The following is a 22,513-nucleotide window of genomic DNA, read 5'->3' on the forward strand; positions in this document are numbered from 1 at the left end:
CCCCCCCCCCCCCCCCCCCCCCCCCCCCCCCCCCCCCCCCCCCCCCCCCCCCACCACCCCCCCCCCCCCCCCCCCCCCCCCCCCCCCCCCCCCGAACCCGGGCAGGGCGCGCAGTTCGACGGTGAAACCGGCGCGCGTCAGCTCGCGGCACACGTCGCCGAGCCGGAAGGTCCGGTAGTACATGACGAACGGCGGCCGCCACAGCGCGTTGCGCACCCGCATCACCGCGTCGAAGCCGAGCAGCATCCAGGAGGCGGGGTGCCAGGGGCGGGGCGGGGCGAGCACCGGGAAGGCGAACCGGCCGCCGGGCCGCAGTACCGAGTGGACCTGGCCGAACAGGCCCGGCAGCTCGCGGGGCAGGAAGTGCCCGAACGCCCCGAAGCTGACCACGAGATCGAAGGCGGCGGTGAACGGCAGGGCACGAGCGTCGCCGCGCACCCAGGCGAGGCCGGGCCCGCCGGCCGGGGCGGTGACCCGTCGCCGGGCGACGTCGAGCATGCCGGCGCTGAAGTCGACCCCGGTGACGCTGCCCTGGCACAGCCCGGTCAGCATCCGGGTGCCGGCCCCGGTGCCGCAGCACAGGTCGAGGCCGTCCGTGAAGGGGCCGAGGGGGGCGAGGGCCCGCGCGACGGACTCCAGCACCGGGTCCGGGGTGCGGAACGGGGTGTGATCGAACTTCGGGGCGAGCAGGTCGTAACCGCGCTCGACGGACGACAGCGCCTGCACGGCCAGTTCGCGCAGCCGGGGGCCTTCGGGACCGAACATCGCTCAGCCCAGGTCCACCCGCTGCCGCACGACCGCGAGCGCCCGTTCGCACCAGCGCAGGTTCTCCTCCTCGAAGGTGATCCCGGCCATCAGGGTGAGATACGGTCCGACGCGGTCGGCGGTGCGCAGGTACTCCTCCTCGGTACGCCCGGCGAGCAGGCGCTCGCGCACGCGCCGGTAGCGGTCCAGTTTGCCGCGCGCCCAGCCCCTGCGCTCCTCGATCAGGGCCCGGGTGGCCTCCGGGTCGCCGTCGTCCATGGCCTGGATCTTGATGAGGACCTCGTCGCGGACCGCGGTGGGCCGCTTCGGAGGTGCGGCCGCGAAGGACTTCAGCTCGGTGCGGCCGGCCTCGGTGAGGGTGAACATCCGCTTGTCGGGCCGGCGTTCCTGGCGCACGGTGCGGGCCTGCACCAGGCCGTCCTGGGCGAGTCGCTCCAGTTCGCGGTAGAGCTGCTGCGGGGTGGCGGGCCAGAAGTTGGCGAGGGAGACGTCGAACACCTTGGACAGCTCGTAACCCGAGGCCTCGCCCTCCAGCAGGGCGGCCAGAACGGCGTACTTGAGCGACATGTGGACAGGCTAACAGCCGTTGATTAGTCTCACCCGCACCTATTCAAATAGTTGAGTATGCGAGGTGGGCGGATGCGTGCGTTCCGTGAGGCCGTGGAGGCCGGGGACATGGACGCCGTCGAGGCGCTGCTGGCCGAGGACGTCGTCTTCAGCAGCCCGGCGGTCTTCAAGCCGTACCCGGGCAAGGCGATCACCGCGGCGATCCTGCGCGGGGTGGTCCAGGTGTTCGAGGACTTCCGGTACGTCCGGGAGATCGGCGACCCGGCCGGCTCCGACCAGGTGCTGGTCTTCACCGCCCGGGTCGGCGACCGCGAGCTGACCGGCTGCGACATCCTGCATGTGAACGAGGACGGTCTGATCGACGACCTGATGGTCATGGTCCGCCCGCTGTCCGGCGCGCAGGCGCTGGCGGCCGCCATGGGAGCGCGGTTCGAGCAGATCGCGCAGGAGGCGCGGGCGCGGTCCGTCTGAGCGGCGCGCCACCGGGCCGGCCCCGTCGCGGAGGTCCGGCCCGGTCCGATGCCGTCCGTCAGCCCTTCAGCTGGTCCAGCGTCGACTTGGTGTCCTTCTTCAGCCAGTCCTCCACATCGCTGAGCGCGGGCGGGTTCTTGTCCTGGTCGTAGGAGCTGAGGTAGGCGCTGTAGCCCATCTGGTACGTCGTCCAGCCCTCGCGTACGGCGAGGGTGACGTACCGGGAGCCGGAGGAGGAGTTCTTGGTGGTGTCCCACACCACGAGGTAGGCCTCGTCGCCTATGCCGTCGACGGTGGTGACGTGGTAACCGCTGTGGCTGTCGCCGTACTTCTTCCAGGTCGCGGTGAACTCCGGCCCGGGGTCGGTCTTCTTGTGCAGGTCAAGCTGCATCGACAGATAGGCGTCCGAGTACGTCGAACCGCTCTTCTTCAGCCCCAGGCTGCAATAACTCTCCTCAAGGGCCGGGTCCTTGAGGTTCGACTTGGTCGGCTTGGAGTCGTCCTCCGGGTACTCGCTCTTGAACGACGAGTAGTCGCCGGCGGTGCACAGGTTGCCGGGCGCCTTGTAGCCGCGCAGGTCGGCGCCGTCGCCCTTGCCGGGGAGGAAGACCCCGCCGGCCCATGCCACGGAGGCGACCACCGCGCCCACGACCGCCCACAGCACCGCCTTCCCGGCCCCGCCGCTGCCGCCGCCACCGGGCGGAGGGACGGGCACCGGGCCGAACTGGGGCTGCTGGGCATAGGGGTTGCCCGGCTGCGCCTGCGGCTGACCCGGAGGTACCGGGCCGGGCTGGCCGACCAGCGTGGGCTGTGCGTAGAAGTTCCCCGGCGGCGGCGACTGCGGGTTCGGATAGGGGTAGGCCGTCGGCTGGGCCGGGACGCCCGGCTGCGGCGCGGGCTGCTGCGGCTGCGGAGGCTGCTGACCGGCCGGCTGCGGGGGCTGTGGTGGCGTGGACATGTCCCGAAGATAGTGCATGGCCGACGCGTAAAGTCCCCGGAAGTCCGGGATCGTTATGGTCTGGGGACATGTGGTACGGATCCATGACACGACCGCCCGCCTGCCCCGCACGGGCCGGGGCGGCCGGTCCCGGCCAGGGCCCCGGCCCGCCCTTGTGCACGAGGGCTCATCCGGATGTGCCGGACCGCCGGGCCAGAGCGTCCCGCACGACGGCCGCCACCGCCGGACTCTGCCGTGCCGTGCGCTCCAGCCATGTCGCCGTCACCAACTCCGCCCGGTCGGCAACCAGTTCGCCGGCTGCCTGCCTCAGCAGCGCTTCGACGGTGGCCGACACCTCGCTCACCACCCGCCTGCGGTCGACCGACAGCACCAGCCCGGGTGTGGTGGCCGGCAGATCGACCACCGCGCCGCGCAGCGTTCCGCCGGCCGGGTCCGCGGCGAGCCCGCGGTCGAGTTCCGCCTCCGTGACCAGGCCGTCGACGAGCAGCGCTCCACCGTCCTCGCACCACAGGACCCGGCCGCCCAGACACGGAACCGTCCACCCGGCGGCCCGCGCGCCGCGGAACTCACCGGGTGTCCACACGGAGGTGACGTCGTCCCCGTGGCGGAAGGAGGTGGGGACGGCCGCGATGCCCAGCACCCGCTCCAGCGCCGCCGCCAGGGACGGCTCGCCGCAGGCCGTCGGCTCGTCCAGCAGCAGCCGGACCCGCGTCCCCGGTTCCCCGCGCTCCCGCGCGCGGACGATGCGGTAGGCCGAACCGCGGCCGTCGGCGGCGAGTCTCAGCTCCGGGCCGCTCTCACCGTGCCGGTCCATCGGACACGTCGTCACCTCGACCTCCTCGGCCAGCATGAAGTAGCTGAGCACGCCGATGCCGAAGCGGCTGTTGTGGTGCAGCACGACCGGCGGGACGCACCGCTGCCAGTTGGCCGACTCCGCGCGGAACCCGGCCGACTCCACGAATCTCGCCCCGGCCCGCGAGAACAGGTTCCGCAGCTCTTCCTCGCCCATGCCGACGCCGTTGTCGACGCACTCCACGAACGGCCGCCCGGCGTCATCGCGCCCCTGGGTGAAGGTGATCTCGGGGTCGTAGGCGCGGGTGACTCCCCGGGCGCGGGCCAGGTACTCGTAGCGTGCCCGGCGGTAACGGCAGGCGTCGACCGCGTTCTGGTAGAGCTCCCGGAGCGCCACCCCCCGGTCGCCGTAGAGGTGGGTACCCATCAGCAGATCCGCGACCGCGGGCGAGGCCAGGCGGAGGTCCGGGGCGGGAGGTGGCTCGTCTCGCACGACCGTCAGGTGCCCGCGCCGCTGCCCGCCGCCACCCGGGCGACCCTCGTCCTGTGCGAGCCCGTCGAAGACCTGCACCCCGTAGAGGTCGGCCGGCCTGCGGGCCCTGGACGCCTCGGGGTTGACCCTGCTCACCAGCGCACGGAACGCGACGAAGGCATCGGTGCCGGTGCGCTCCAGCACCTGCTCGAAGGCGTGCCCGGCGCTGCCCGCCTGCTTCTCGGCGGCGGCCCGGATCGCGGTCATCATCTCCGTCAGCCGCTCTTCCGGGAGCACCGTGCCGGCGAGCTGATCGGCCGTCCGGCGGATCCAGCCCTCGAAGGCGGCCGCGTCGGCCAGGTCCGACTCGTTCATCGGCCGTCGGCCTCCTTGCTCTCGGCGTTCCCGGTGTTCCCGGCGTGCCCGGTGGTCCCGGCGCGCTCGGCGTTCCCGGCGGTCTCGGCGTTCTCGGCGCGCTCGGCGTTCCCGGCGGTCTCGGCGTTCTCGGCTTCCCACAGCGGCCGCAAGGAGCGGCGCGCATGCCGGATGTGCGATCTGACGGTCGCGGGCGTCTGGCCGGTGTGCTCGGCGATCTCCGCCGACTTGTAGCCGTCGTAGAGCCACGCCATGACCCACCGCTGCATCGGCGGCAGCGCGCGAAGGTAGCGCAGCGTGGTGCCGATCGCGCCCTCGTCGCCGTGGTCGGCGGGGACCGACAGCTCCAGCTCCAGCGCCGCCTGGCCGTGCAGTTCGCGGAGCCTGCGCTCCCTGCGCACCGCCGCGGCGGCCTTGCGCCCGGCCACACACCGCACCCAGGCCCCGGGATCGGCCACGCGCCCGGTCCCCCACACCTCGAGCAGCGCGATCATGGCCTCCTGCGCCGCGTCCTCGGCCAGGTCCTGGTCGTACCCGGACATCCTCAGATGGCGCACCAGGCGCGGAAGGTCCCGCCGGCAGAAGGCCGCGAAGCGGTCCGGAAGCGGGTCGGTGAGAGACAAGTGCGGGGTCTCCGATCCAGTGACACATGCCGAGCCGAGTCGTTCGCCGCCGGGGCGGCCTACCGGCCACGCCTGATCCGGCCCCGGCCCAGCAGTGCGGCGACCGCGAGGGTAGCAACGGTCAGCAGGGCGGAGCGGGTTGCCGCGTAGACCGCGATCGTGACCCCCGGCACCGCGTGCAGCACTGCGACGAACTCGGCCGTACGGCCCGGGAGTTCCGCCGTCGGCCCGTGCTCTGCCGCGGAGGCGTCCCGCGGCGGCGTCGATGATTCGCTCATACCCCTCAGTGCGCTGCGCTCGCGAAAGCGTGCAAGGGGAAGCGGCGACCGGCGCTACGGCCGCGGGAATGGATGCGGGCGTCGGTATGTTGACGGACACGGAGTCACCGGTATAGTGCGATCAGCGCATGTGCGTGCCCCGTCGTACGGGTACCCGTGCTGCTTTCTTCTCCATCAGCCCCTCGGCCGAGGCTTACGACCGGCCCGGGCTTCTGATCAACACCCCTCGTGACCAGGGCTTCCATGCCTCTCCAGGGGCCGTTCCCGCCGCCCGGAGGCACAGTCAGGCCTCCCGCTCGCGGCCACTTCCCTCTTCTCCCCCGCTTCCCCCTGCTTGCTTCCGTCCGTGAAAGGACCAGCCACCATGACCACCACACTCGAACACCGTCCGGCCGGCACGCAGGCCGCGGCCGCCCCGATCGTCGCGGGCGTCCTCGACGTCGACACCCAGGGCAAGGGGTGGCTGAGGGCCGCCGCGAGCCTCCTGCCCTCGCCCGCCGACCCGCAGGTCCCGCCGGCGCTGATCCGCCGGTACGGGCTGCGCCGGGGCGACCTCGTCGAGGGTGTCCGCGGCGCCCAGCGCGCCCTGACCGAGATCGCCCGCGTCGAGGGGCGGGCCCCCGCGGACCTCCGCGCCCGACGGCACTTCGGCGATCTCACCCCGCTCCACCCGCACACGCGCCTGCGACTGGAACACCCGGCGGCCGGGCTCGCCGGACGCGTCACCGATCTCCTCGCCCCGGTCGGCAAGGGCCAGCGCGGCCTGGTCGTGGCCCCGCCGAAGAGCGGCAAGACGGTGCTGCTCCAGCAGTTCGCGGCCGCCGTGGCGGGCAACCACCCCGAGTGCCGGCTGATGGTGCTGCTGCTGGACGAGCGGCCCGAGGAGGTCACCGAGATGCGCCGCTCGGTGCGCGGCGAGGTGTACGCCTCCACCTTCGACCGGTCGGCGAAGGAGCACATCGCCCTCGCCGAGCTGGTGATCGAGCGGGCGAAGCGCCTGGTCGAGGCCGGCGAGGACGTCGTGGTCCTGCTGGACTCGCTGACCCGGCTGTGCCGGGCCCACAACAACGCCTCCGCCGCCGGCGGCCGCACCCTGAGCGGCGGTGTCGACGCGGGCGCGCTGCTCGGCCCCAAACGGTTCTTCGGCGCCGCCCGGCAGGCCGAGGAGGGCGGCTCGCTCACCATCCTCGCCAGCGTGCTGGTGGACACCGGCTCGCGTGCCGACGGCTACTTCTTCGAGGAGCTGAAGAGCACCGGCAACATGGAACTGCGGCTGGACCGGGAGCTGGCCGGGCGCCGGGTGTTCCCGGCCGTCGACCTGGACACCACGGGCACCCGGCGCGAGGAACTCCTGCTCTCCCCGGCCGAGTTGACGGCCGTACGCGGGCTGCGCCGGGCGCTGCGCTCGCGCGAGGGCGGACCGGCCGCCGTGGAAACCCTTCTGGAGCGGCTGCGCGCCACCCCGGACAACGCCGCGTTCCTGCGGCAGGTCCGGCCGACCCTCCCCGGCGGCTGAGGTCCGGGTGCGTCGTCCGGGTTGCTCCTGTGGGCCGAACGGCCCGCCCGGCGCGGCACCCACCCCTCCCCGTTCCTACGTTGATCACATGATCACCGGACTTTCTTCCAGGGCGGCTACGACGGCCTGCTCCCTCTGTGTGGCGGGTGTGCTGGCGCTCGCCCCGGCCGCCGCCGCGGGCCGCCGCGCCGGGGATCCCGCGCCGCCCGCGCCCCGGGCGGCCACGCCCGGCCCCTCCCTGCTCTACAGCTCCGGCGTCCAGGTCCGGCCGCACCCGGGCGTGCCCGAGCTGCCGGACGTCTCGGCGCTGTCCTGGCTGGTCGCCGACGCGAGCAGCGGGGAGGTGCTGGCGGCGGCCGACGCCCACCGCAGACTGCCGCCCGCGAGCACGCTGAAGACCCTGTTCGCCCTCACCGTGCTGCCCCGGCTGCCGAGCGGGCTCCAGCACACCGTGCGCTACGAGGAACTGGCGGACGTCGGCCCGGGCAGCAGCCTGGTCGGGGTCGAGGAGGGGCACAGCTACCAGGTGGCCGACCTGTGGCGCGGGGTCTTCCTCAGCTCCGGCAACGACGCCGTGCATGTGCTGGCCTCGCTGGGCGGCGGCTGGGAGGTCACCGCCCGGCGGATGCAGCAGAAGGCACGCTCGCTCGGCGCCCTGGACACCCATGTGGAGTCCCCGGACGGCTACGACGCCCCGGACCAGGTCTCCTCCGCCTACGACCTCGCCGTCTTCGGGCGGGAGGGGCTGCGCAACCCCGACTTCGCCCGGTACTGCTCGACCGCCTCCGCCCGGTTCCCCGGTGACGGGTCGTCGTACGGGATCGAGAACACCAACCGGCTGCTGACCGGCGAGGACGGCGTGGCACCGTACCCCGGGCTGATCGGGGTCAAGAACGGCTACACCAGCAACGCGGGCAACACGCTCGTGGCGGCGGCGCGCCGGGGCGGGCGCACCCTGGTGGTGACGGTGCTCAACCCTCAGGCCGGCGGCGGCTTCACGGTGTACGAGGAGGCCCGCGCGCTGCTCGACTGGGGCTTCTCGGCGGCGGGCCGGGTGGATCCGGTGGGCTCGCTGGACGCGCTGCGGCCGGTGTCCCGGCCGGCCGCCCCGGCCGTACCGGTCGCGGCGGCCACCTCGGGGGCGCGGGACGAGGACCCGGGCTGGCCGGGCATCGGCGTCGGTCTCGGCGTCGCCGGGCTCGGTGCGGGCGCGGTGGCGGTGGCGCGGCGGGCCAGGAGGGCTGCGCGCGGCTGACCGGCCGGCAGGCCGAGCAGCAGGCCCAGGGTGATCCAGGTGTAGGCGTTGGCGCCGAGGAAGCCGCCCGGCCCGGTGGCGCCGTCCACCCACAGCCAGACCACGCTGGTGCACAGCACCGCGTACAGGGCCGCCGCGACGCGCCGGTGGCCGGTGCGCAGCAGGACGGCGAAGCTGGGCAGCAGCCACACCAGGTGGTGCACCCAGGTGATCGGGCTGACCAGGCAGGCCGCCGCCCCGGTGAGCGCGAAGGCAGCCGCCCAGTCGCCGGCCCGGGCCGCCCGGTGGGTTCGCCGGGCCCAGACGCACAGGGTGAGCAGGACCGCCGTCGCCCACAGCGGGCGGCCGGTCTCGCCGAGGCGGGCCAGCACGCCCTGGAGGGACTGGTTCGAGACGTAGTCGAGGCGGCCGACCCGGCCGGTCTGCCAGAGCGCGTCGGTCCAGTAGTACCGGGACGCCCCGGGGTCCGCCCAGGCGGCCAGCCCGGTCGCCGCGGCGGCCACGGCCACGGCGGTGGCGGCGGCACGCCGGCGCCCGGCGAGCAGCAGCAGCCCGATGAACAGCGCGGGCGTCAGCTTCACCGCGGCGGCGAGCCCGATGCCGGCGCCCGCCCAGCGGTCCCGGCCGGCCGCCAGCAGCCAGGCGTCGCCGAGGACGAGCGCGAGCAGGACCAGGTTGACCTGGCCGAAGCTCACGGTGTCCCGCAACGGCTCGAACAGCGCGAGCAGACACAGCGCCAGCGCCCAGCGGAACCAGCCGTACCGGCGCCGGTCCGGGCCGGCGAGGATCCCCAGGACGGCCGCCAGCGCGGCGAGGTTCAGCAGCAGGGAGACCGCGACGGCGGCGGTGCGGCCGAGCGGGGCCAGCGGCAGCATGGCGAGCGCGGCGAACGGCGGGTAGGTGAAGCCGTACGACGTGCCCGGCACGTGGTAGTCGTAGATCCGGCCGCCGTGCGCCACCCAGGTGTGCACGGTCCCGTAGTAGACCCGCAGGTCGAAGAAGCCGCGCAGCAGCGGGACGGTCGCCGTGAAGGCGGTCACCGCGACGGCCAGGGCGAGCACGAGCAGCAGACGGCCCCGATCGGTGCGGGGCTGCGGCAGCCGGATCATGCGGTACGTCCCGGGGCCGGGGCCTGGGCCGCCTGGTGGGCCTGCCAGAGCACGACCAGACCGAGCGCCCCGCCGGAGATTGCGAGCAGCAGCTGCCCGGTGTCGGCCGGGCCGCCGCTGGGCAGCACGGCGAGGGCGAGGACACCGGCCAGGGCGGCACCCCGGTGCCGTACCGGGGTGCTGGGCGCGGCGGCGGCGATGAGGAACAGCCCCCACAGCACGTACCAGGGGCGCAGCGCCGGGCCGAACACGGCGACGGTCAGCAGGCTGAGCCCCAGCGCGTACACCGGCCGGGGGCGCAGCCGCAGCCATATCAGGGCGACGGCGACGGCGGTCGCGGCGAGGCCGAGCAGCTGCCAGGCGGGGACCGCCAGCGGGGCGAGGCCGCTGCCGAGGCGGCTGAGCAGGGCGCCGGTGGCACGGCCGAGCAGGCTGGTCAGGGCCCAGTTGTGCGGGGAGACGGGGGTGCTCAGGGCGCCGATCCAGCCGTAGCCGGTGCCGGCCACGGCCGTGGCGGCGACGGTGGTCACCGCGGCGGCGGCCGCCGTGGTGAGCACGGCGGCCAGCGGGCGGCGCCCGGCGCGCACCCGGAGGGCCACGACCGCGAGCAGGCCGAGCGCGGCGGGCGCCTTGACCAGGGCGGCCAGGGTGACGAGCACGGCGCCGGCCACGGGTCTGCGGCCCCGCGCGGCGACCAGGCCGAGCCCGAGCAGGCCGAGCATCAGGGCGTCGTTGTGGGCGCCCGCGACCAGGTGCAGCAGCACCAGCGGATTCAGAGCGCCGAGCCACAGCGCGGCGGAGGGGTCGGCGCCGCTGTGCCGGGCCAGGCGGGGCAGCGCGAGGGCCATGAGCGCCACTCCGGCGAGGGCGAGCAGCCGCATGCCGAGCAGACCGGCGGGCAGCCGGCCGTGGGTGAGAGCGGACAGCGCGGAGGCCAGGGCCAGGAAGGCGGGGCCGTACGGGGCGCCGGTGTGCCGCCACATCGGGGCCACCTCGTCGGCGAGCGGGCCGCCCAGCTGGGCGGGGCCGTGGGTGTAGACGTCCAGATGGGCGTCGACCATGGCGCCCTGCGCCAGGTAGCTGTAGACGTCCCGGCTGAACAGCGGCGGGGCGAGCAGCAGCGGGGCCGCCCAGACGGCGAGCACCAGCAGCAGGGCGCGCGGGCCGGGCGGCCGGGGGCCACGGACCAGACGGCCCAGCAGCACCCAGGCCGCGGTCAGCAGGACGACGCCGAAGTACACCCCGACCAGGCCGAGCGCGGCCCGGGCCGAGGCGGGGTCCAGCAGGTCCTCGACCGGCAGCGCACCGGCCGTCTCACCGCCCAGCGCGAGACAGCCGGTGCCGGCCAGTCCCAGCAGCCGGCAGCGGCGGAGGTCGACGGGGAATGCCTTGGCCCACACCGGGGCAGCGTGGCAACGCGGGGTGACCGGGAGGCGACGCGCAGCTCTCCGGACGGGGGCGGCGGGGTGGCCGGTGCATGGTGGGCGCCCCGGCCCGGCCCCGCCCGCCGGTCCGGCTGCCGGGCGCTGCGGCGTGGGGGCGCCTCCGTGGCCGGGTCCTGCGCCGGCATGGCCGTAGGCCGACGTGGATCCGTGTGGACGACGACGACCTGGAGCTCTGGCGGTATTTCGAGGGCGACGGGGGGGGAGGAGGCGGGCACAGCGACCGAGGTTCGTCAGAACACCGACAGGCCCGTCAGGGTGGTGAAGCGGTCCAGGGCCGCGACTCCGGCCACGGAGTTGCCGCGTTCGTCCAGGCCGGGGCTCCACACGCACAGCGTGCACCGGCCCGGTACGACCGCGATGATCCCGCCGCCGACCCCGCTCTTGCCGGGCAGGCCGACCCGGTAGGCGAAGTCCCCCGCCGCGTCGTAGGTGCCGCAGGTCAGCATGACCGCGTTGACCTGCTTGGCCTGGCTGCGGGTGAGCAGCCGGCTGCCGTCGGCGCGGATGCCGTGCCGGGCCAGGAAGGTGGTGGCGAGGGCCAGGTCGGCGCAGGAGGCGGCGACGGAGCACTGCCGGAAGTACTGGTCGAGCAGGGTCGGCACGTCGTTGTCGATGTTGCCGTAGGACGCCATGAAATGGGCGAGGGCGGCGTTGCGGTCGCCGTGGGCGGTCTCGGAGGCGGCGACGTCCTTGTCGAAGTCCAGCCCCGGGTTGCCGCTCTCGGCGCGGAGGAAGGCCAGCAGCTCGCCCGCCGCGTCGCCGGTACGGGTCTGGAGGCGGTCGGTGACCACCAGTGCGCCCGCGTTGATGAAAGGATTCCGCGGGATGCCGTTCTCGTACTCCAGCTGGACCAGGGAGTTGAAGGGGTTGCCGGAGGGCTCGCGGCCCACGTGCTCCCAGAGTTCGTCGCCCTCGCGGGCCAGGTCCAGGGCGAGCGTGAAGACCTTGGTGATGGACTGCGCGGAGAAGGGCTGGCGCCACTCCCCCACCCCGTAGACGGTGCCGTCCAGCTCGGCGACCGCCATGCCGAAGCTGCGCGGGTCGCAGGCGGCGAGGGCCGGTATGTAGTCGGCGGGACGGCCACGGCCCGGCGTGCGGTCCATCTCCTCGGCGATGCGCTCCAGGACCGGCAGGAAGGTGAGGGACGACGTCATTGTCATGATCACCATTGTGCCTCCGGACCGGCCCCGGAGCCCACTCGCGACAGGGCCGATATCCGCTCGTTACCGCAGGTCACAGGTCAGACGAGCCCCGCCCGCCGAAGCGAGCGGGGCTCCCACCGCAGCTATGCGCAAGCGGTGACCGGAACCGGGTCCAGCGCCCGCACGGCCCGCACACAGCCCACCGGCTCGCCTCCGCCCAGCAGCGGCTCCCCCGCGAACTCGGTGAGCAGTGCGGGGTCGACGCCCGCGCGCGCGAGCGCGGCGGCCGCCACCGGGATGCGGGCCCGGTTGGCCCCGTCGGCGATCTTCACCGCGATGGCGCGCCCGTCGGGGAGCGCGGCCACCTGGACGCCCTCGAAGCCGTCCTTGGCGAGCAGTCCGGGCACCGCCCGCATCAGCGCGGCCACGTCCCGCCCGGTGCCGGAGGCCATCTCGGCGTGCTCGCGCATCGCGTCGGCGACCCGGGCCTCGGGCGTGCCGGGCGCGGCCGACACGATCCGGGACACGGCGCGGGCGAGGCCGTGCAGGGAGATGGAGAACAGCGGCGCGCCGCAGCCGTCCACGGTGACCCGGGCGACGCGCTGTCCGGTCAGGTCCTCGACGATCTCGGCGATGGCCTGCTGGAGCGGGTGCTTCGGGTCGAGGTAGTCGCCGAGGGACCAGCCGTTGAGGTGGGCGGTCCACAGCATGGCCGCGTGCTTGCCGGAGCAGTTCTGGGCGAGCCGCGAGGGCAGCCGGCCCTCGCGGACCCAGGCGTCCCGGACGACCGGGTCGAACGGCATGTCGGGAACGTTGCGCAGGTCGTCCTCGGCGAGCCCGGCGAGTTCCAGGATGCGCCGGGTGCCGGCGAGGTGGCGCTCCTCGCCGGAGTGGCTCGCGGCGGCCAGTGACAGCAGCTCGCCGTCGAGCGGCAGCCCCGCCCGCACCATGGCCACGGCCTGGAGGGGTTTGACCGCCGAGCGCGGGTAGAAGGCCGCCTCGATGTCGCCGAGCTGGAACTGCACCTGGCCGTCGGCGCCGAGGACGACGACCGAGCCGTAGTGGATGCCCTCGACGACCCCGCCGCGGATGAGGTGGGCGACGGGGGCGTGGAGGGGTTCGCGGACTACGGGCGCGTCGGCGGGGGAACTGCTGTACATCACTGCCTGCATCGATGAGTTGGAAAGCGCCGGTGGGCGGGTCACGCGTCGGCGCCGGTGGACGTGCGCGCTGTCCGGGCGCGGACGGCGTACCAGCCCGCGACCAGCGCTGCGACGATCAGCGGCAGACAGAGCACGGTGGTGCGTCCGGCGCCGCCGTCGGCGTACATGAGGACCAGGACGGAGGCGAGGAAGCCCAGCGTCACGATCTCGGTCCAGGGGGAGCCCGGCAGCCGGTACGACGGCCGGGTCAGCTCGCCCTTCTGGGTCTTCTTCCAGAAGAGCAGGTGACAGATCATGATCATGCCCCAGGTCGCGAGGATGCCGATCGCCGCGAAGTTGAGGACGATCTCGAACGCGTCGGCGGGGACGACGTAGTTGAGGGCCACGCCGAGGACACAGATACCGCTGGTGAGCAGGATTCCGCCGTACGGTACCTGGCTGCGGCTCATCCGCCCGGTGAACTTCGGGGCCGAGCCGCTCATCGCCATGGAGCGCAGGATGCGGCCGGTGGAGTAGAGACCGGAGTTGAGCGAGGACATGGCCGCGGTCAGCACGACCAGGTTCATCACGTCGCCGGCCGCGGGGATGCCGATGTGCGACAGGACCGTCACGAAGGGGCTCTCGGCGGCGCTGTACTTGTTCCAGGGCATCAGCATCGACAGCAGGACGACGGAGCCGACGTAGAACAGGCCCACCCGCCACATGATCGAGTTGATCGCCTTCGGCATGATCTTCTCGGGGTTCTCGGTCTCACCGGCGGCGACGCCGACCAGCTCGACGGAGGCGTAGGCGAAGACGACGCCCTGGATGATCAGCAGCATGGGCAGCAGGCCGTTGGGGAAGACGCCGCCGTTGTCGGTGATCAGGGCCGGGCCGGGGTGGTGGCCCGCGACCGGGTGCTGGGTGACCAGCAGGAAGATGCCGATCGCCATGAAGACGACGAGCGCGCTCACCTTGACGATCGCGAACCAGAACTCCAGTTCGCCGAAGATCTTCACCGAGATCAGGTTCACGGTGAGCACGACGGCCAGGGCGATGAGCGCGATCACCCACTGCGGGATGTCGGAGAACATGCCCCAGTAGTGGGTGTAGGTGGCGACGGCGGTGATGTCGGCGATGCCGGTGGTCGCCCAGTTGAGGAAGTACATCCAGCCCGCGGTGTAGGCGCCCTTCTCGCCCAGGAACTCCCGGGCGTACGACACGAAGGCGCCGGAGGACGGGCGGTACAGGACGAGTTCGCCGAGGGCCCGTACCACCAGGAAGGCGAAGACGCCGCAGACGGCGTAGGCGATGAAGAGGGAGGGCCCGGCGTCGGCAAGCCTGCCGCCCGCGCCGAGGAAGAGGCCGGTGCCTATGGCTCCGCCGATGGCGATCATGTTGACGTGCCGGTGCTTCAGGCCTTTGCTGTAGCCCGCGTCTCCGGCGTCGACATGGCCGGCCGAGGGGCGCGTCTCGTCTTTGAGGTGCTGCTCGCTCACGCCTCGGGTCCGCCTTCCGTGGGGAGGTCGTGCGTCCGCTGGGGACGCACGATGTCGGTGAGGGTCGTCTCGACGCGGTCCAGGTGGTGGCTCATCGCCGCCACCGCGTCGTCTTCGGAACCGTCGGCCAGCGCTTCGACGATCGCCCGGTGCTCGCGGTTGGACTGCTCACGGCGCCCGCCCAGCTCGTTGAGGAAGGCCGACTGACGCGCCAGTGCGTCGCGGATCTCCTCGATGACCCGGCGGAAGACCGGGTTCTGGGCGGCCTCGGCCACGGCGAGGTGGAAGAGGGTGTCCATCGCGACCCACGCGGTGGTGTCCGTCTCCCGCTCCATGCGGTCGAGGAGGTGGGCCAGGTGGTCCAGGTTCTCCGGGGTGCGGCGCAGGGCCGCGTAGCCGGCCACCGGGATCTCGATGTGCCGGCGCACCTCCAGCAGATCGCTGGCCGCGTAGTCGCCGAAGGTGGGGTCCTCGACGGCGGTCGCGACGACGAAGGTGCCCTTGCCGGTCCTGGAGACCGTGAGGCCCATCGTCTGGAGGGCGCGCAGCGCCTCGCGCAGCACGGGCCGGGACACCTCGAGGGTGCGGCACAGCTCGGCCTCGGAAGGGAGCTTGTCACCGATGGCGTACTCGCCGCGTTCGATGGCGCCGCGGAGGTGGCCGAGTACCGCTTCCATGGCGCTGACGCGCCGCGGGACCGGACCACCTGTCTGGCTGTCTGACAGGTTCACGGATGCGATCCTGCGGGTTGCGGGCAGGCACTGTCAAGACATCAAGTAAGGAAACATTCAGGGGGTGCGGCGCCTGAATGCAGGCATCCGCACCCCGGGTGATCGGCAGGGCCGGTTCAGGCGCTGACCACGCCGGCCGCGCAGAGGCCGAGGATCGCCAGGCCGGCGATGATCCGGTAGATCACGAAGGCGTTGAAGGAGTGCTTGGCGACGAACTTCAGCAGCCAGGCGATGGAGGCGTAGGCGACGACGAAGGACACCACGGTGCCGACGGCCAGCGGGACGGCGCCCACCCCCGCGCCGAGGGCGTCCTTCAGCTCGTAGATGCCGGCGCCGGTCAGGGCCGGGATGCCGAGGAAGAAGGACAGCCGGGTGGCGGCGACCCGGTCCAGGTCCAGGATGAGCGCGGTGGACATGGTGGCGCCGGAGCGGGAGAAGCCGGGGAAGAGCAGCGCGAGGATCTGCGAGCAGCCGACCCACATCGCGTCCTTGAAGGACGTGTCGTCCTCACCGCGCTTGTGCCGGCCCATCTGGTCCGCGCACCACATCACCACCGACCCGGCGATCAGCGAACCGCCCACCACCCACAGCGAGGCGAGCGGCCCCTCGATCAGCGGCTTCGCCGCCAGGCCCACGACCACGATCGGGATGGTCGCGGCGATGACCCACCAGGCGAACTTGTAGTCGTGGTGGTAGCGCTCCTCCTTGTTCGTCAGCCCGCGGAACCACGCGGTGACGATCCGCCTGATGTCCTTGAAGAAGTACAGCAGTACGGCGGCGATGGCGCCGACCTGGATGACGGCGGAGAACCCGACGACGGACTTGTCGTCCACCGGGATGCCCATGAGCCCCTCGGTGATCTTGAGATGGCCGGTGGAGGACACGGGGAGGAACTCGGTGAGCCCCTCGACGACTCCAAGGACGACGGACTGACCGACGGAGATGGCGCTCATGGCATCCAGTTCTGGGGAAAGGTGGTCGACACTGCCGTAGACGGTACTTGCCGGGCGGCCGGGCGCGGCAAGCGCCTAACCCCAGAGCGCTCCGGCGAGTGAGACTCCGGTAAAGGCCGCGGTCAGGCCGGCCAGGAGGCTGGCCACGACGTTGACGGCGGCGTAGCGTCCGGAGCCGGCCTCGGCGAGGCGCAGGGTCTCGTAGGAGAAGGTCGAGTACGTCGTCAGCGCCCCGCACAGGCCGGTGCCGAGCAGCAGGCGCAGATGGGGGCTCGCGGCCCCGGCGGAGACGGCGCCGGTGACCAGGCCGAGGACCAGACAGCCGACGACGTTCACGAGGAAGGTGCCCCAGGGGAAGAGCGAGTCGTGCCGGGCCTGCACCGCGCGGTCGGTGAGATAGCGCAGGGGCGCGCCGATCACGGCTCCCCCGATGACCAGCAGCCAGTTCACAACGACCTCTTACGCTTCATGTCCGTTTCGTCCGGTTTTGCCGCCTGGTCGGCGCGGCCGCTCCGGGGCGTCATCCCCGCCCCCCGGCCAGCATCCGGCGGGCCGCGGCCGAGGCCAGCCACACCGCGGCGAGGGCCGCGAGCGGGGTGGCCGCGAGATAGGCCAGCCCGGTCCCGGCGCGGCCGGCGTCGACCAGCGTGCGGATGTCGACGGCGTAGGTGGAGAAGGTGGTGAAGCCGCCGAGGACGCCGGTGCCGAAGAAGGGGCGGACCAGGCGGTGGGCGGCCCACACCTCGGTGATGAGGACCATGAACACGCCGATCACGGCGCAGCCGATGACATTGGTCACGAAGGTGGCCCAGGGGAAGGCTCCCGGCGGCGTGGGCCAGGCCTGGGCGAGCCCGTAGCGGGCGGACGCACCGACGGCGCCGCCGAGGGCCACCACCGCGACGACGGGCGCCTGGGCACGCCACGCGGACCGCCGCCGCGGCTCCGGGCGGGCGCCCACACTCTCGGCTTGCGGGGCTGTCATGCTGGTACGTCTCCTGTTCGGCCCGCCCTCTACGGGTGATCACGGCCGGGCACCAGGGTACCGCCGCCTCAGCCGGGCGTCGGCCGGGCGCAGACGGCGACGCCGGGTTCCCGCAGGCTGCCGAGGACCAGGTGGTCCCCGGTCGCGCAGACGCTGGTGACCATGCGGAAGCCGGAGCGGCGCCGGGTGAGGTGGTGCAGGGTCCGGCCGTGGTCGTCGAGCGCGAGCACCCCGATCGTGCCGGCCGGGCGGTACGGCGCGCGCACGGCGGCCCGGGCGGCCGTGCGGCGGACGGCGGGCGAGCCGCGGTGCAGCAGGCCCAGCGCGGGCACGCGGGGGCTGACCAGGGCGACCCAGAACGGCCCGGCGGGGCCCTCGCGCCACAGGTTGTCCGGCATGCCGGGGAGGGCGGCGAAGAGATCGGCGCGCCCGGCCCGGGGGCCGGTGAGGTGGTAGCGGGTGAGGCGGCAGGCTCCGGTCTCGGCGATCACCAGGAAGGAGCCGTCGGCGCTCACGGCGAGACCGTTGGCGAACTGGAGCCCGTCGAGGAGGACTTCGGGCGTACGGCTGCCGGGCGACAGCCGCAGCAGGCGTCCGGTGCCGGTGTGTTCGACGATGTCGCCGATCCACCGGTCAAGCGGGTACCGGCGGCTGGCCACGGTGAAGTACACCGAGCCGTCGGGCCGGGCCACGGCATTGCTGCAAAAGCGGAGCGGCTCCCCCGCCAGCGTGTCCGCGAGGACCCGGACGCTGCCGTCGCCGGGGCCGACGCGGAGCAGGCCGCGCTCGGCGTCGCACACCAACAGGTCGCCGTCCGGGAGGAGTTCCAGGCCGAGCGGGCGGCCGCCGGTCTCGGCCAGGGTCTCCACCCGTGCGGTGTGTGCCGCGCCGAGATGGTGGATCCGCAGGATGCGGCCGTCCTCCGTGCCGGTCAGCACGCGCCCGTGGGGGTCGGCCACCACGTCCTCGGGGCCGCGGGCGCCCAGGCCGACGTAGTGCAGCGGGACCAGCGGGGTGACTTGGTGCATACGTACGGCCCTTCCGGCTCGGATCGGCCCATCCTGCCAGGCGGCCGCGGGCTCACCAGCCCTTTTCGAACATCCGGGTGACCTCGGCGATACGGATCTCGTCACGCCGGTAGTAGACGCGCCAGCGGCTGCGCCGGGTGCGGAGCAGGCCGAGGCGGGTGAGGAAGTCGAGATGGGTGACGGCCGTCCGGCGCGAGACGCCCAGCCCCGCGGCCACGGCCCGCGCGGTCACGCCCGTGTCGGCGGGGTCGCCGTGCGGCCGTCCCGGTAAGTGGGCGGCCGGGTCCTTCATCCAGTCCAGGATGTCCTGCCGCATGCGTCCCGAGGGAGTCCCCAGCATCCGTACCGCCTCCGTCCCGCCTCCTCATGCGACGTCTTCCCACTGTGCTGCCGCTGACGCGCGCGCGGGGGGCGCTCCCCCGCCGTTGTCCGATAGCACACGGCACTGCGACCGGGACCGTACGCAGGGCTGTCCCGGGACGGCGAAGGGCCCGGCCGTCCCCTCTTACGGCCGGGCCCGGTCAGGGGTGGATCAGCGGTGGCTGAACCACGTCATGGAGGAGACCGCCTTGTCGTCGTAGCCGAACAGGGCCTGGTTCTCCCAGCCGTTGCCGGAGGTGGCGTCGGCCGGGTCCCAGCCGTTGCCGCTGACGGCGGTCCAGGTGGCCTCCCAGTAGAAGACGCCGAGGCCGCGGTGGTTCGGGACGGCCTCCACGATGCTCGCGACGTCGTTCATCCACTTGGTCTGCCCAGCCGCGGTCGCCGGGTAGCCGGGGACCAGCTCGCTGGTGAGGTCGATCTGGTTCTCCAGCGAGTCGTTCTGGGCGAGCGTGAAGGGGTAGGCCGTCTCGGCGACGAAGACCGGCTTGCCGTAGCGGGCGGCCGCGTCGTCCAGCGTGGTCTGGAAGTCGGAGAGCGGGCCGTGCCAGTAGCCGTAGTAGGACAGGCCGATCGCGTCGAACTTCACGCCGTTGGCCACCGCCTTGTCGAACCACGCCTCGGTGCCGGCCTTGTCGCCGCCCCTGGCGAGGTGCAGCGCGACGAGCGTGGAGGAGCTGACCGCCTTGGTGGCGTTGTAGCCGGAGTTGAGCAGACCGGCGAGCTGGCTCCAGTGGTCGGTGGATCCCTCGGACCACAGCATGCCGCCGTTGATCTCATTGCCGATCTGGACCATGTCGGCGGTGGTGCCTTGAGCCTTCAAGGCGTTCAACACGTCGTACGTGTGGTTGTACACATCGGTCTGGAGCTGGCTGTACGAGTGGCCCGCCCAGGCGGCCGGCTTGGTCTGGGCGCCGGGGTCGGCCCAGGTGTCCGAGTAGTGGAAGTCGACCAGGAGCTTCATGCCCTGCGCCTTGATCCGCCTGGCCATGGCCAGGACGTGGCTCTTGTCGTTGAAGCCGTCGGCCGGGTTCACCCAGACCTTCAGCCGGGCGTAGTTCATGCCGTACGACTTCAGGATGGTGAGGGCGTCGCCGGTCGTGCCGGACGCGGTCCTGTAGACGCCGCCCTTGGCCTCGCTCTTGGCGAGGGAGGAGATGTCGGCACCATGGATGGATGTACCGGTGGTGCCGGACGTGAAGGTCAGATCGTCAACATTGATCCAGTTGCCCGCGTTCGCATCACTGTTGATGCTGATGGTGCACTGGTTGTTGGTCACCGCGATCGGGGTGACGATCCGTATCCATCCGCTGGACGAGATCGGCAGATCGGTGCGCTGTTCGGTGCCGCCGCAGTTCTTGAGGGCTATGTACGCGGAGTTCTGGCCACCGCTGGAGCGGACCCATGCGGTGAGCACGTAGCTGCCGTTGGTCAGGCCCGAGAGGTACTGGTACGTCTCCACCTTGTAGGCGGAGGACGAGTAGTGGGTGAGCCGGTAGCTGCCGCTGTGGCCGCCGGCCTCCGTGAAGGAGGCGCCGGTGTCGCCGTACTCCGACCAGCCGGCGGGGGCGGCCACGCCGGTTCCGTCGGACTCGAACCCGGCGTTGGTGAGCGTGCTCGCGGCGTGTGCTGCCTGCACGGGCAGGATGGTGAGGGAGAGCCCGGCGGCGAGCGGCAGCAGCAGGGCCCGGATGGTGCGTCTGGGATGGAACCTCATCGTCCGTCGTCCCTTCGACGTGAATGGGTGGGGGTCCTCCACCGGGGAGGGAGGAGAACCCCTCCGCCCACGGCTCTCGTGGCTCACGCGGGCGGAGGGGAGCCGGCTCAGCCGTCGAGTCGTACGACCCGGACGGCCCCCGCCGGGACCGCGAGGCGGCCCGCGGCGCGTTCGCCCGTCAGCAGCTCGGTGCCGGGCGTGTCCAGCGGCACCTTGGTGTCGCCGGCGGTGTGGTTGACGACGAAGAGGTAGCTGCCCGACTCGCCGGTGCGGCGCACGACCTCGACGTCGCGCGGCAGGTCGGCGCGCGGGGCGAGTCCGGCGTCGTCGGCCGCCCGGCCGATGACCGCGTCCAGTTCCGGCGCGGCGAGGCGGGTGGAGACGTACCAGGCGGTGCCCTTGCCCAGCCGGTTGCGGGTGACGGCGGGGCCGCCCGCGGTGAGGCCGTCGGCGTACGTCCAGACGGTCTCGGCGCCGCGCGGCACCACGAACTCCGTCCACACGTCCCCCGCGAGCTCGGAGCCGTCGGGGCCGGTCAGCCGCACCCGATCGGTGGCGAGCACCGGCGAGAACTCCTCCACGGTCAGTCCGAGCACGTCGCGCAGCGCGCCCGGGTAGGCCCCGTCGTGGACGGCGTCGTGCTCGTCCACGATGCCGGAGAAGTACGACACGACGAGCGTGCCGCCGTTCTCGACGTAACGCCGGACGTTGTCCCCCGCGGCCTGCGTCATCAGGTACAGGGCCGGCACGACGACCAGGGGGTAGGCCGACAGGTCGGCCTCGGGGTGGGCGAAGTCGACCGTGAGGTGGCGGTCGTACAGGGCCTCGTAGAAGGAGTCGGCGCGCTCGCGCGCGTCGTGGTCCTCGCTGGGGCGCCAGTCGAGGTTCTGCGCCCACCAGGACTGCCAGTCCCACAGCATCGCCACGTCGGCCACCGTGCGGGTGCCCCGGACGGCGCCCAACGCGTCGACGGCCGCGCCGAGTTCGACGACCTCGCGCCAGACCCGGGTGTCGGTGCCGCCGTGCGGGAGCATCGCGGAGTGGTACTTCTCGGCGCCGCGCCGGGACTGGCGCCACTGGAAGAACATCGCGCCCTCGGAGCCGCGGGCCACGTGCGCGAGGGAGTTCCGGGCCATCTGGCCGGGGGCCTTGGCCGGGTTGCGGGGCTGCCAGTTGACGCCCGAGGTGGAGTGCTCCAGGAGCAGCCAGGGGGCGCCGCCGGCGACCGAGCGGGTGAGGTCGGCGGCCATCGCCAGGTTGACGTGGGTGCGGCGGCCGTCGGTGATCAGGTAGTGGTCGTTGGTGACGAGGTCGACCTCGCGGCCCCAGGCCCAGTAGTCGACGGAGTCGCACTGGCTGAGCGCCGTCATGAAGTTGGTGGTCACGGGGACGCCGGGCGAGAGGCGGTGCAGGATGTCGCGTTCGGCGCGGAAGTTCTCCCGCATCGTGGCGTCGGCGAACCGCCGGTAGTCCAGGGCCTGGCCCGGGTTGCCCGCGGTCGGGGTGGCCCGGGGCGGGTTGATCTGCTCGAAGCTCGTGTACCGCTGGCCCCAGAAGGCCGTGCCCCAGGCCTCGTTGACCGCCTCGACGGTGCCGTAGGTGTCGGCGAGCCAGCGGCGGAAGTGGGCGGCGCAGGAGTCGCAGTAGCAGGAGGAGACGGGGACGCCGTACTCGTTGTACACGTGCCACAGGGCGAGGGCCGGGTGGTCGGCGTAGCGCTCGGCGAGCCGGGTGGTGATGTTCGCCGCGGCCGCGCGGTAGTCGGCGTTGCTGTGGCAGACCGCGCCGCGCGAGCCGAACTCGTAGCGCACACCCTCGGCGGTGACCGGCAGGGCCTCGGGGTGGGCCCGGTAGAACCAGACCGGCGGCGCCACGGTGGGCGTGCCGAGGTCGACCCGGATGCCGCCCGCGTGCAGCAGGTCGAGGACCCGGTCCAGCCAGCCGAAGTCGTAGCTCCCGGGCTCCGGCTCCAGCAGGGCCCAGGAGAAGATGCCGACGCTGACCATGGTCACGCCGGCCTCGCGCATCAGCCGGACGTCCTCCTGCCAGACGCTTTCCGGCCACTGCTCGGGGTTGTAGTCCCCACCGAAGGCGAGCCTGGTGAGGCCCCTGGGGCTGGTGTCCGGCATGTGAGGTCTCCCGGTCATCGATCATTTGGGAACGTGCACACACAACTTCGGCGGTGCAGGCCCAACATAACCGCACAGCAACAACCATTGACAAGTGTCCGGGATGTTTCTCTACTGTGAACGCTCACAGAAGCATGACAGGGGTTCGCCCCCGCCGTTCAGCCGGGTCATGTGAACGTGCACATC

The 22,513-nt window shown here is 72.9% G+C and carries 21 protein-coding genes and 1 pseudogene; 3 read left to right on the plus strand and 19 right to left on the minus strand.

Annotation, left to right across the window (positions count from 1 at the left end; all coding sequences use genetic code 11):
* Both ACZ5CZ_RS29020 and ACZ5CZ_RS29025 read right to left on the minus strand, forming a co-directional pair.
* On the minus strand, nucleotides 1–765 hold a 765-nt coding region (locus ACZ5CZ_RS29020; protein ID WP_468947226.1), incomplete at its 3' end, for a class I SAM-dependent methyltransferase.
* A gap of 3 nt (nucleotides 766–768) precedes the next feature.
* Nucleotides 769–1,332, minus strand: a complete 564-nt coding sequence (locus ACZ5CZ_RS29025; RefSeq protein ID WP_385841237.1) for a PadR family transcriptional regulator — start codon at nucleotides 1,330–1,332, stop codon at nucleotides 769–771.
* A gap of 72 nt (nucleotides 1,333–1,404) precedes the next feature.
* Here ACZ5CZ_RS29025 and ACZ5CZ_RS29030 point away from each other — a divergent pair, with 72 nt between their 5' ends.
* A complete protein-coding gene (locus tag ACZ5CZ_RS29030; protein WP_468947229.1) occupies nucleotides 1,405–1,803 on the plus strand; it encodes a nuclear transport factor 2 family protein in 399 nt (132 codons plus the stop codon).
* 58 nt (nucleotides 1,804–1,861) lie between these two features.
* Here the strand turns inward: ACZ5CZ_RS29030 and ACZ5CZ_RS29035 are convergent, their stop codons facing one another.
* The 4 genes from ACZ5CZ_RS29035 to ACZ5CZ_RS29050 form a co-directional block, all read right to left on the minus strand.
* A complete protein-coding gene (locus ACZ5CZ_RS29035; protein WP_468947231.1) occupies nucleotides 1,862–2,761 on the minus strand; it encodes a hypothetical protein in 900 nt (299 codons plus the stop codon).
* A gap of 166 nt (nucleotides 2,762–2,927) precedes the next feature.
* On the minus strand, nucleotides 2,928–4,400 hold the full coding sequence (locus ACZ5CZ_RS29040) for an ATP-binding protein (protein WP_468947233.1): 1,473 nt from the start codon (nucleotides 4,398–4,400) through the stop codon (nucleotides 2,928–2,930).
* Complete coding sequence (locus tag ACZ5CZ_RS29045) at nucleotides 4,397–5,023, minus strand: RNA polymerase sigma factor (RefSeq protein ID WP_468947235.1); 627 nt, start codon at nucleotides 5,021–5,023, stop codon at nucleotides 4,397–4,399. Before ACZ5CZ_RS29045 ends, ACZ5CZ_RS29040 begins: the two co-directional genes overlap by 4 nt.
* 59 nt (nucleotides 5,024–5,082) lie before the next feature.
* A complete protein-coding gene (locus ACZ5CZ_RS29050) occupies nucleotides 5,083–5,301 on the minus strand; it encodes a hypothetical protein (protein WP_468947237.1) in 219 nt (72 codons plus the stop codon).
* 364 nt (nucleotides 5,302–5,665) lie between these two features.
* On the opposite strand from ACZ5CZ_RS29050, the gene rho reads away from it, so the two are divergent.
* Together rho and ACZ5CZ_RS29060 are read left to right on the plus strand one after the other, a co-directional pair.
* Nucleotides 5,666–6,817 (plus strand): transcription termination factor Rho, encoded by a 1,152-nt coding sequence (gene rho / locus ACZ5CZ_RS29055; protein ID WP_468947239.1) that lies wholly within the window; start codon nucleotides 5,666–5,668, stop codon nucleotides 6,815–6,817.
* An 88-nt stretch (nucleotides 6,818–6,905) separates the two neighbouring features.
* Nucleotides 6,906–7,736 (plus strand): annotated as a pseudogene (locus ACZ5CZ_RS29060) (D-alanyl-D-alanine carboxypeptidase family protein); the annotation flags it as partial.
* A gap of 59 nt (nucleotides 7,737–7,795) precedes the next feature.
* Here the strand turns inward: ACZ5CZ_RS29060 and ACZ5CZ_RS29065 are convergent.
* The 13 genes from ACZ5CZ_RS29065 to ACZ5CZ_RS29125 form a co-directional block, all read right to left on the minus strand.
* The gene (locus ACZ5CZ_RS29065; RefSeq protein ID WP_468947368.1) at nucleotides 7,796–9,172 is read right to left on the minus strand and encodes a glycosyltransferase family 87 protein; all 1,377 of its coding nucleotides are present in this window, start codon (nucleotides 9,170–9,172) and stop codon (nucleotides 7,796–7,798) included.
* 5 nt (nucleotides 9,173–9,177) lie between these two features.
* Complete coding sequence (mptB, locus tag ACZ5CZ_RS29070; protein ID WP_468947241.1) at nucleotides 9,178–10,581, minus strand: polyprenol phosphomannose-dependent alpha 1,6 mannosyltransferase MptB; 1,404 nt, start codon at nucleotides 10,579–10,581, stop codon at nucleotides 9,178–9,180.
* 275 nt (nucleotides 10,582–10,856) lie between these two features.
* Nucleotides 10,857–11,795: a glutaminase gene (locus ACZ5CZ_RS29075; protein ID WP_385841246.1), complete on the minus strand. Its 939-nt coding sequence runs from the start codon at nucleotides 11,793–11,795 to the stop codon at nucleotides 10,857–10,859.
* Nucleotides 11,796–11,911: 116 nt separating this feature from the next.
* Nucleotides 11,912–12,928, minus strand: coding sequence for an asparaginase (locus tag ACZ5CZ_RS29080; protein WP_467540347.1), 1,017 nt, complete (start codon nucleotides 12,926–12,928; stop codon nucleotides 11,912–11,914).
* Nucleotides 12,929–12,969: 41 nt separating this feature from the next.
* Nucleotides 12,970–14,409 (minus strand): amino acid permease, encoded by a 1,440-nt coding sequence (locus ACZ5CZ_RS29085; protein ID WP_468947243.1) that lies wholly within the window; start codon nucleotides 14,407–14,409, stop codon nucleotides 12,970–12,972.
* The gene (locus ACZ5CZ_RS29090) at nucleotides 14,406–15,086 is read right to left on the minus strand and encodes a FadR/GntR family transcriptional regulator (protein ID WP_385841357.1); all 681 of its coding nucleotides are present in this window, start codon (nucleotides 15,084–15,086) and stop codon (nucleotides 14,406–14,408) included. Before ACZ5CZ_RS29090 ends, ACZ5CZ_RS29085 begins: the two co-directional genes overlap by 4 nt.
* 170 nt (nucleotides 15,087–15,256) lie before the next feature.
* Nucleotides 15,257–16,093: an undecaprenyl-diphosphate phosphatase gene (locus ACZ5CZ_RS29095; protein ID WP_385841250.1), complete on the minus strand. Its 837-nt coding sequence runs from the start codon at nucleotides 16,091–16,093 to the stop codon at nucleotides 15,257–15,259.
* 75 nt (nucleotides 16,094–16,168) lie between these two features.
* Entirely contained in the window at nucleotides 16,169–16,543 is a 375-nt protein-coding gene (gene crcB, locus ACZ5CZ_RS29100) for a fluoride efflux transporter CrcB (RefSeq protein ID WP_468947245.1), read from the minus strand.
* Between the two features lie 70 nt (nucleotides 16,544–16,613).
* Nucleotides 16,614–17,075, minus strand: coding sequence for a fluoride efflux transporter CrcB (gene crcB / locus ACZ5CZ_RS29105; protein WP_468947247.1), 462 nt, complete (start codon nucleotides 17,073–17,075; stop codon nucleotides 16,614–16,616).
* Between the two features lie 68 nt (nucleotides 17,076–17,143).
* Nucleotides 17,144–18,103, minus strand: coding sequence for an SMP-30/gluconolactonase/LRE family protein (locus ACZ5CZ_RS29110; RefSeq protein ID WP_468947249.1), 960 nt, complete (start codon nucleotides 18,101–18,103; stop codon nucleotides 17,144–17,146).
* A 52-nt stretch (nucleotides 18,104–18,155) separates the two neighbouring features.
* Nucleotides 18,156–18,443 carry a helix-turn-helix domain-containing protein gene (locus ACZ5CZ_RS29115; protein ID WP_385841255.1) on the minus strand — a complete coding sequence of 96 codons (288 nt, stop codon included), beginning with the start codon at nucleotides 18,441–18,443 and terminating at the stop codon, nucleotides 18,156–18,158.
* 192 nt (nucleotides 18,444–18,635) lie between these two features.
* Nucleotides 18,636–20,198, minus strand: coding sequence for a glycosyl hydrolase 53 family protein (locus ACZ5CZ_RS29120; RefSeq protein WP_468947251.1), 1,563 nt, complete (start codon nucleotides 20,196–20,198; stop codon nucleotides 18,636–18,638).
* A gap of 107 nt (nucleotides 20,199–20,305) precedes the next feature.
* Nucleotides 20,306–22,327, minus strand: a complete 2,022-nt coding sequence (locus tag ACZ5CZ_RS29125; protein ID WP_468947253.1) for a beta-galactosidase — start codon at nucleotides 22,325–22,327, stop codon at nucleotides 20,306–20,308.
* Nucleotides 22,328–22,513: the final 186 nt, after the last annotated feature.

This window comes from Streptomyces sp. NPDC031418 (assembly GCF_055581605.1).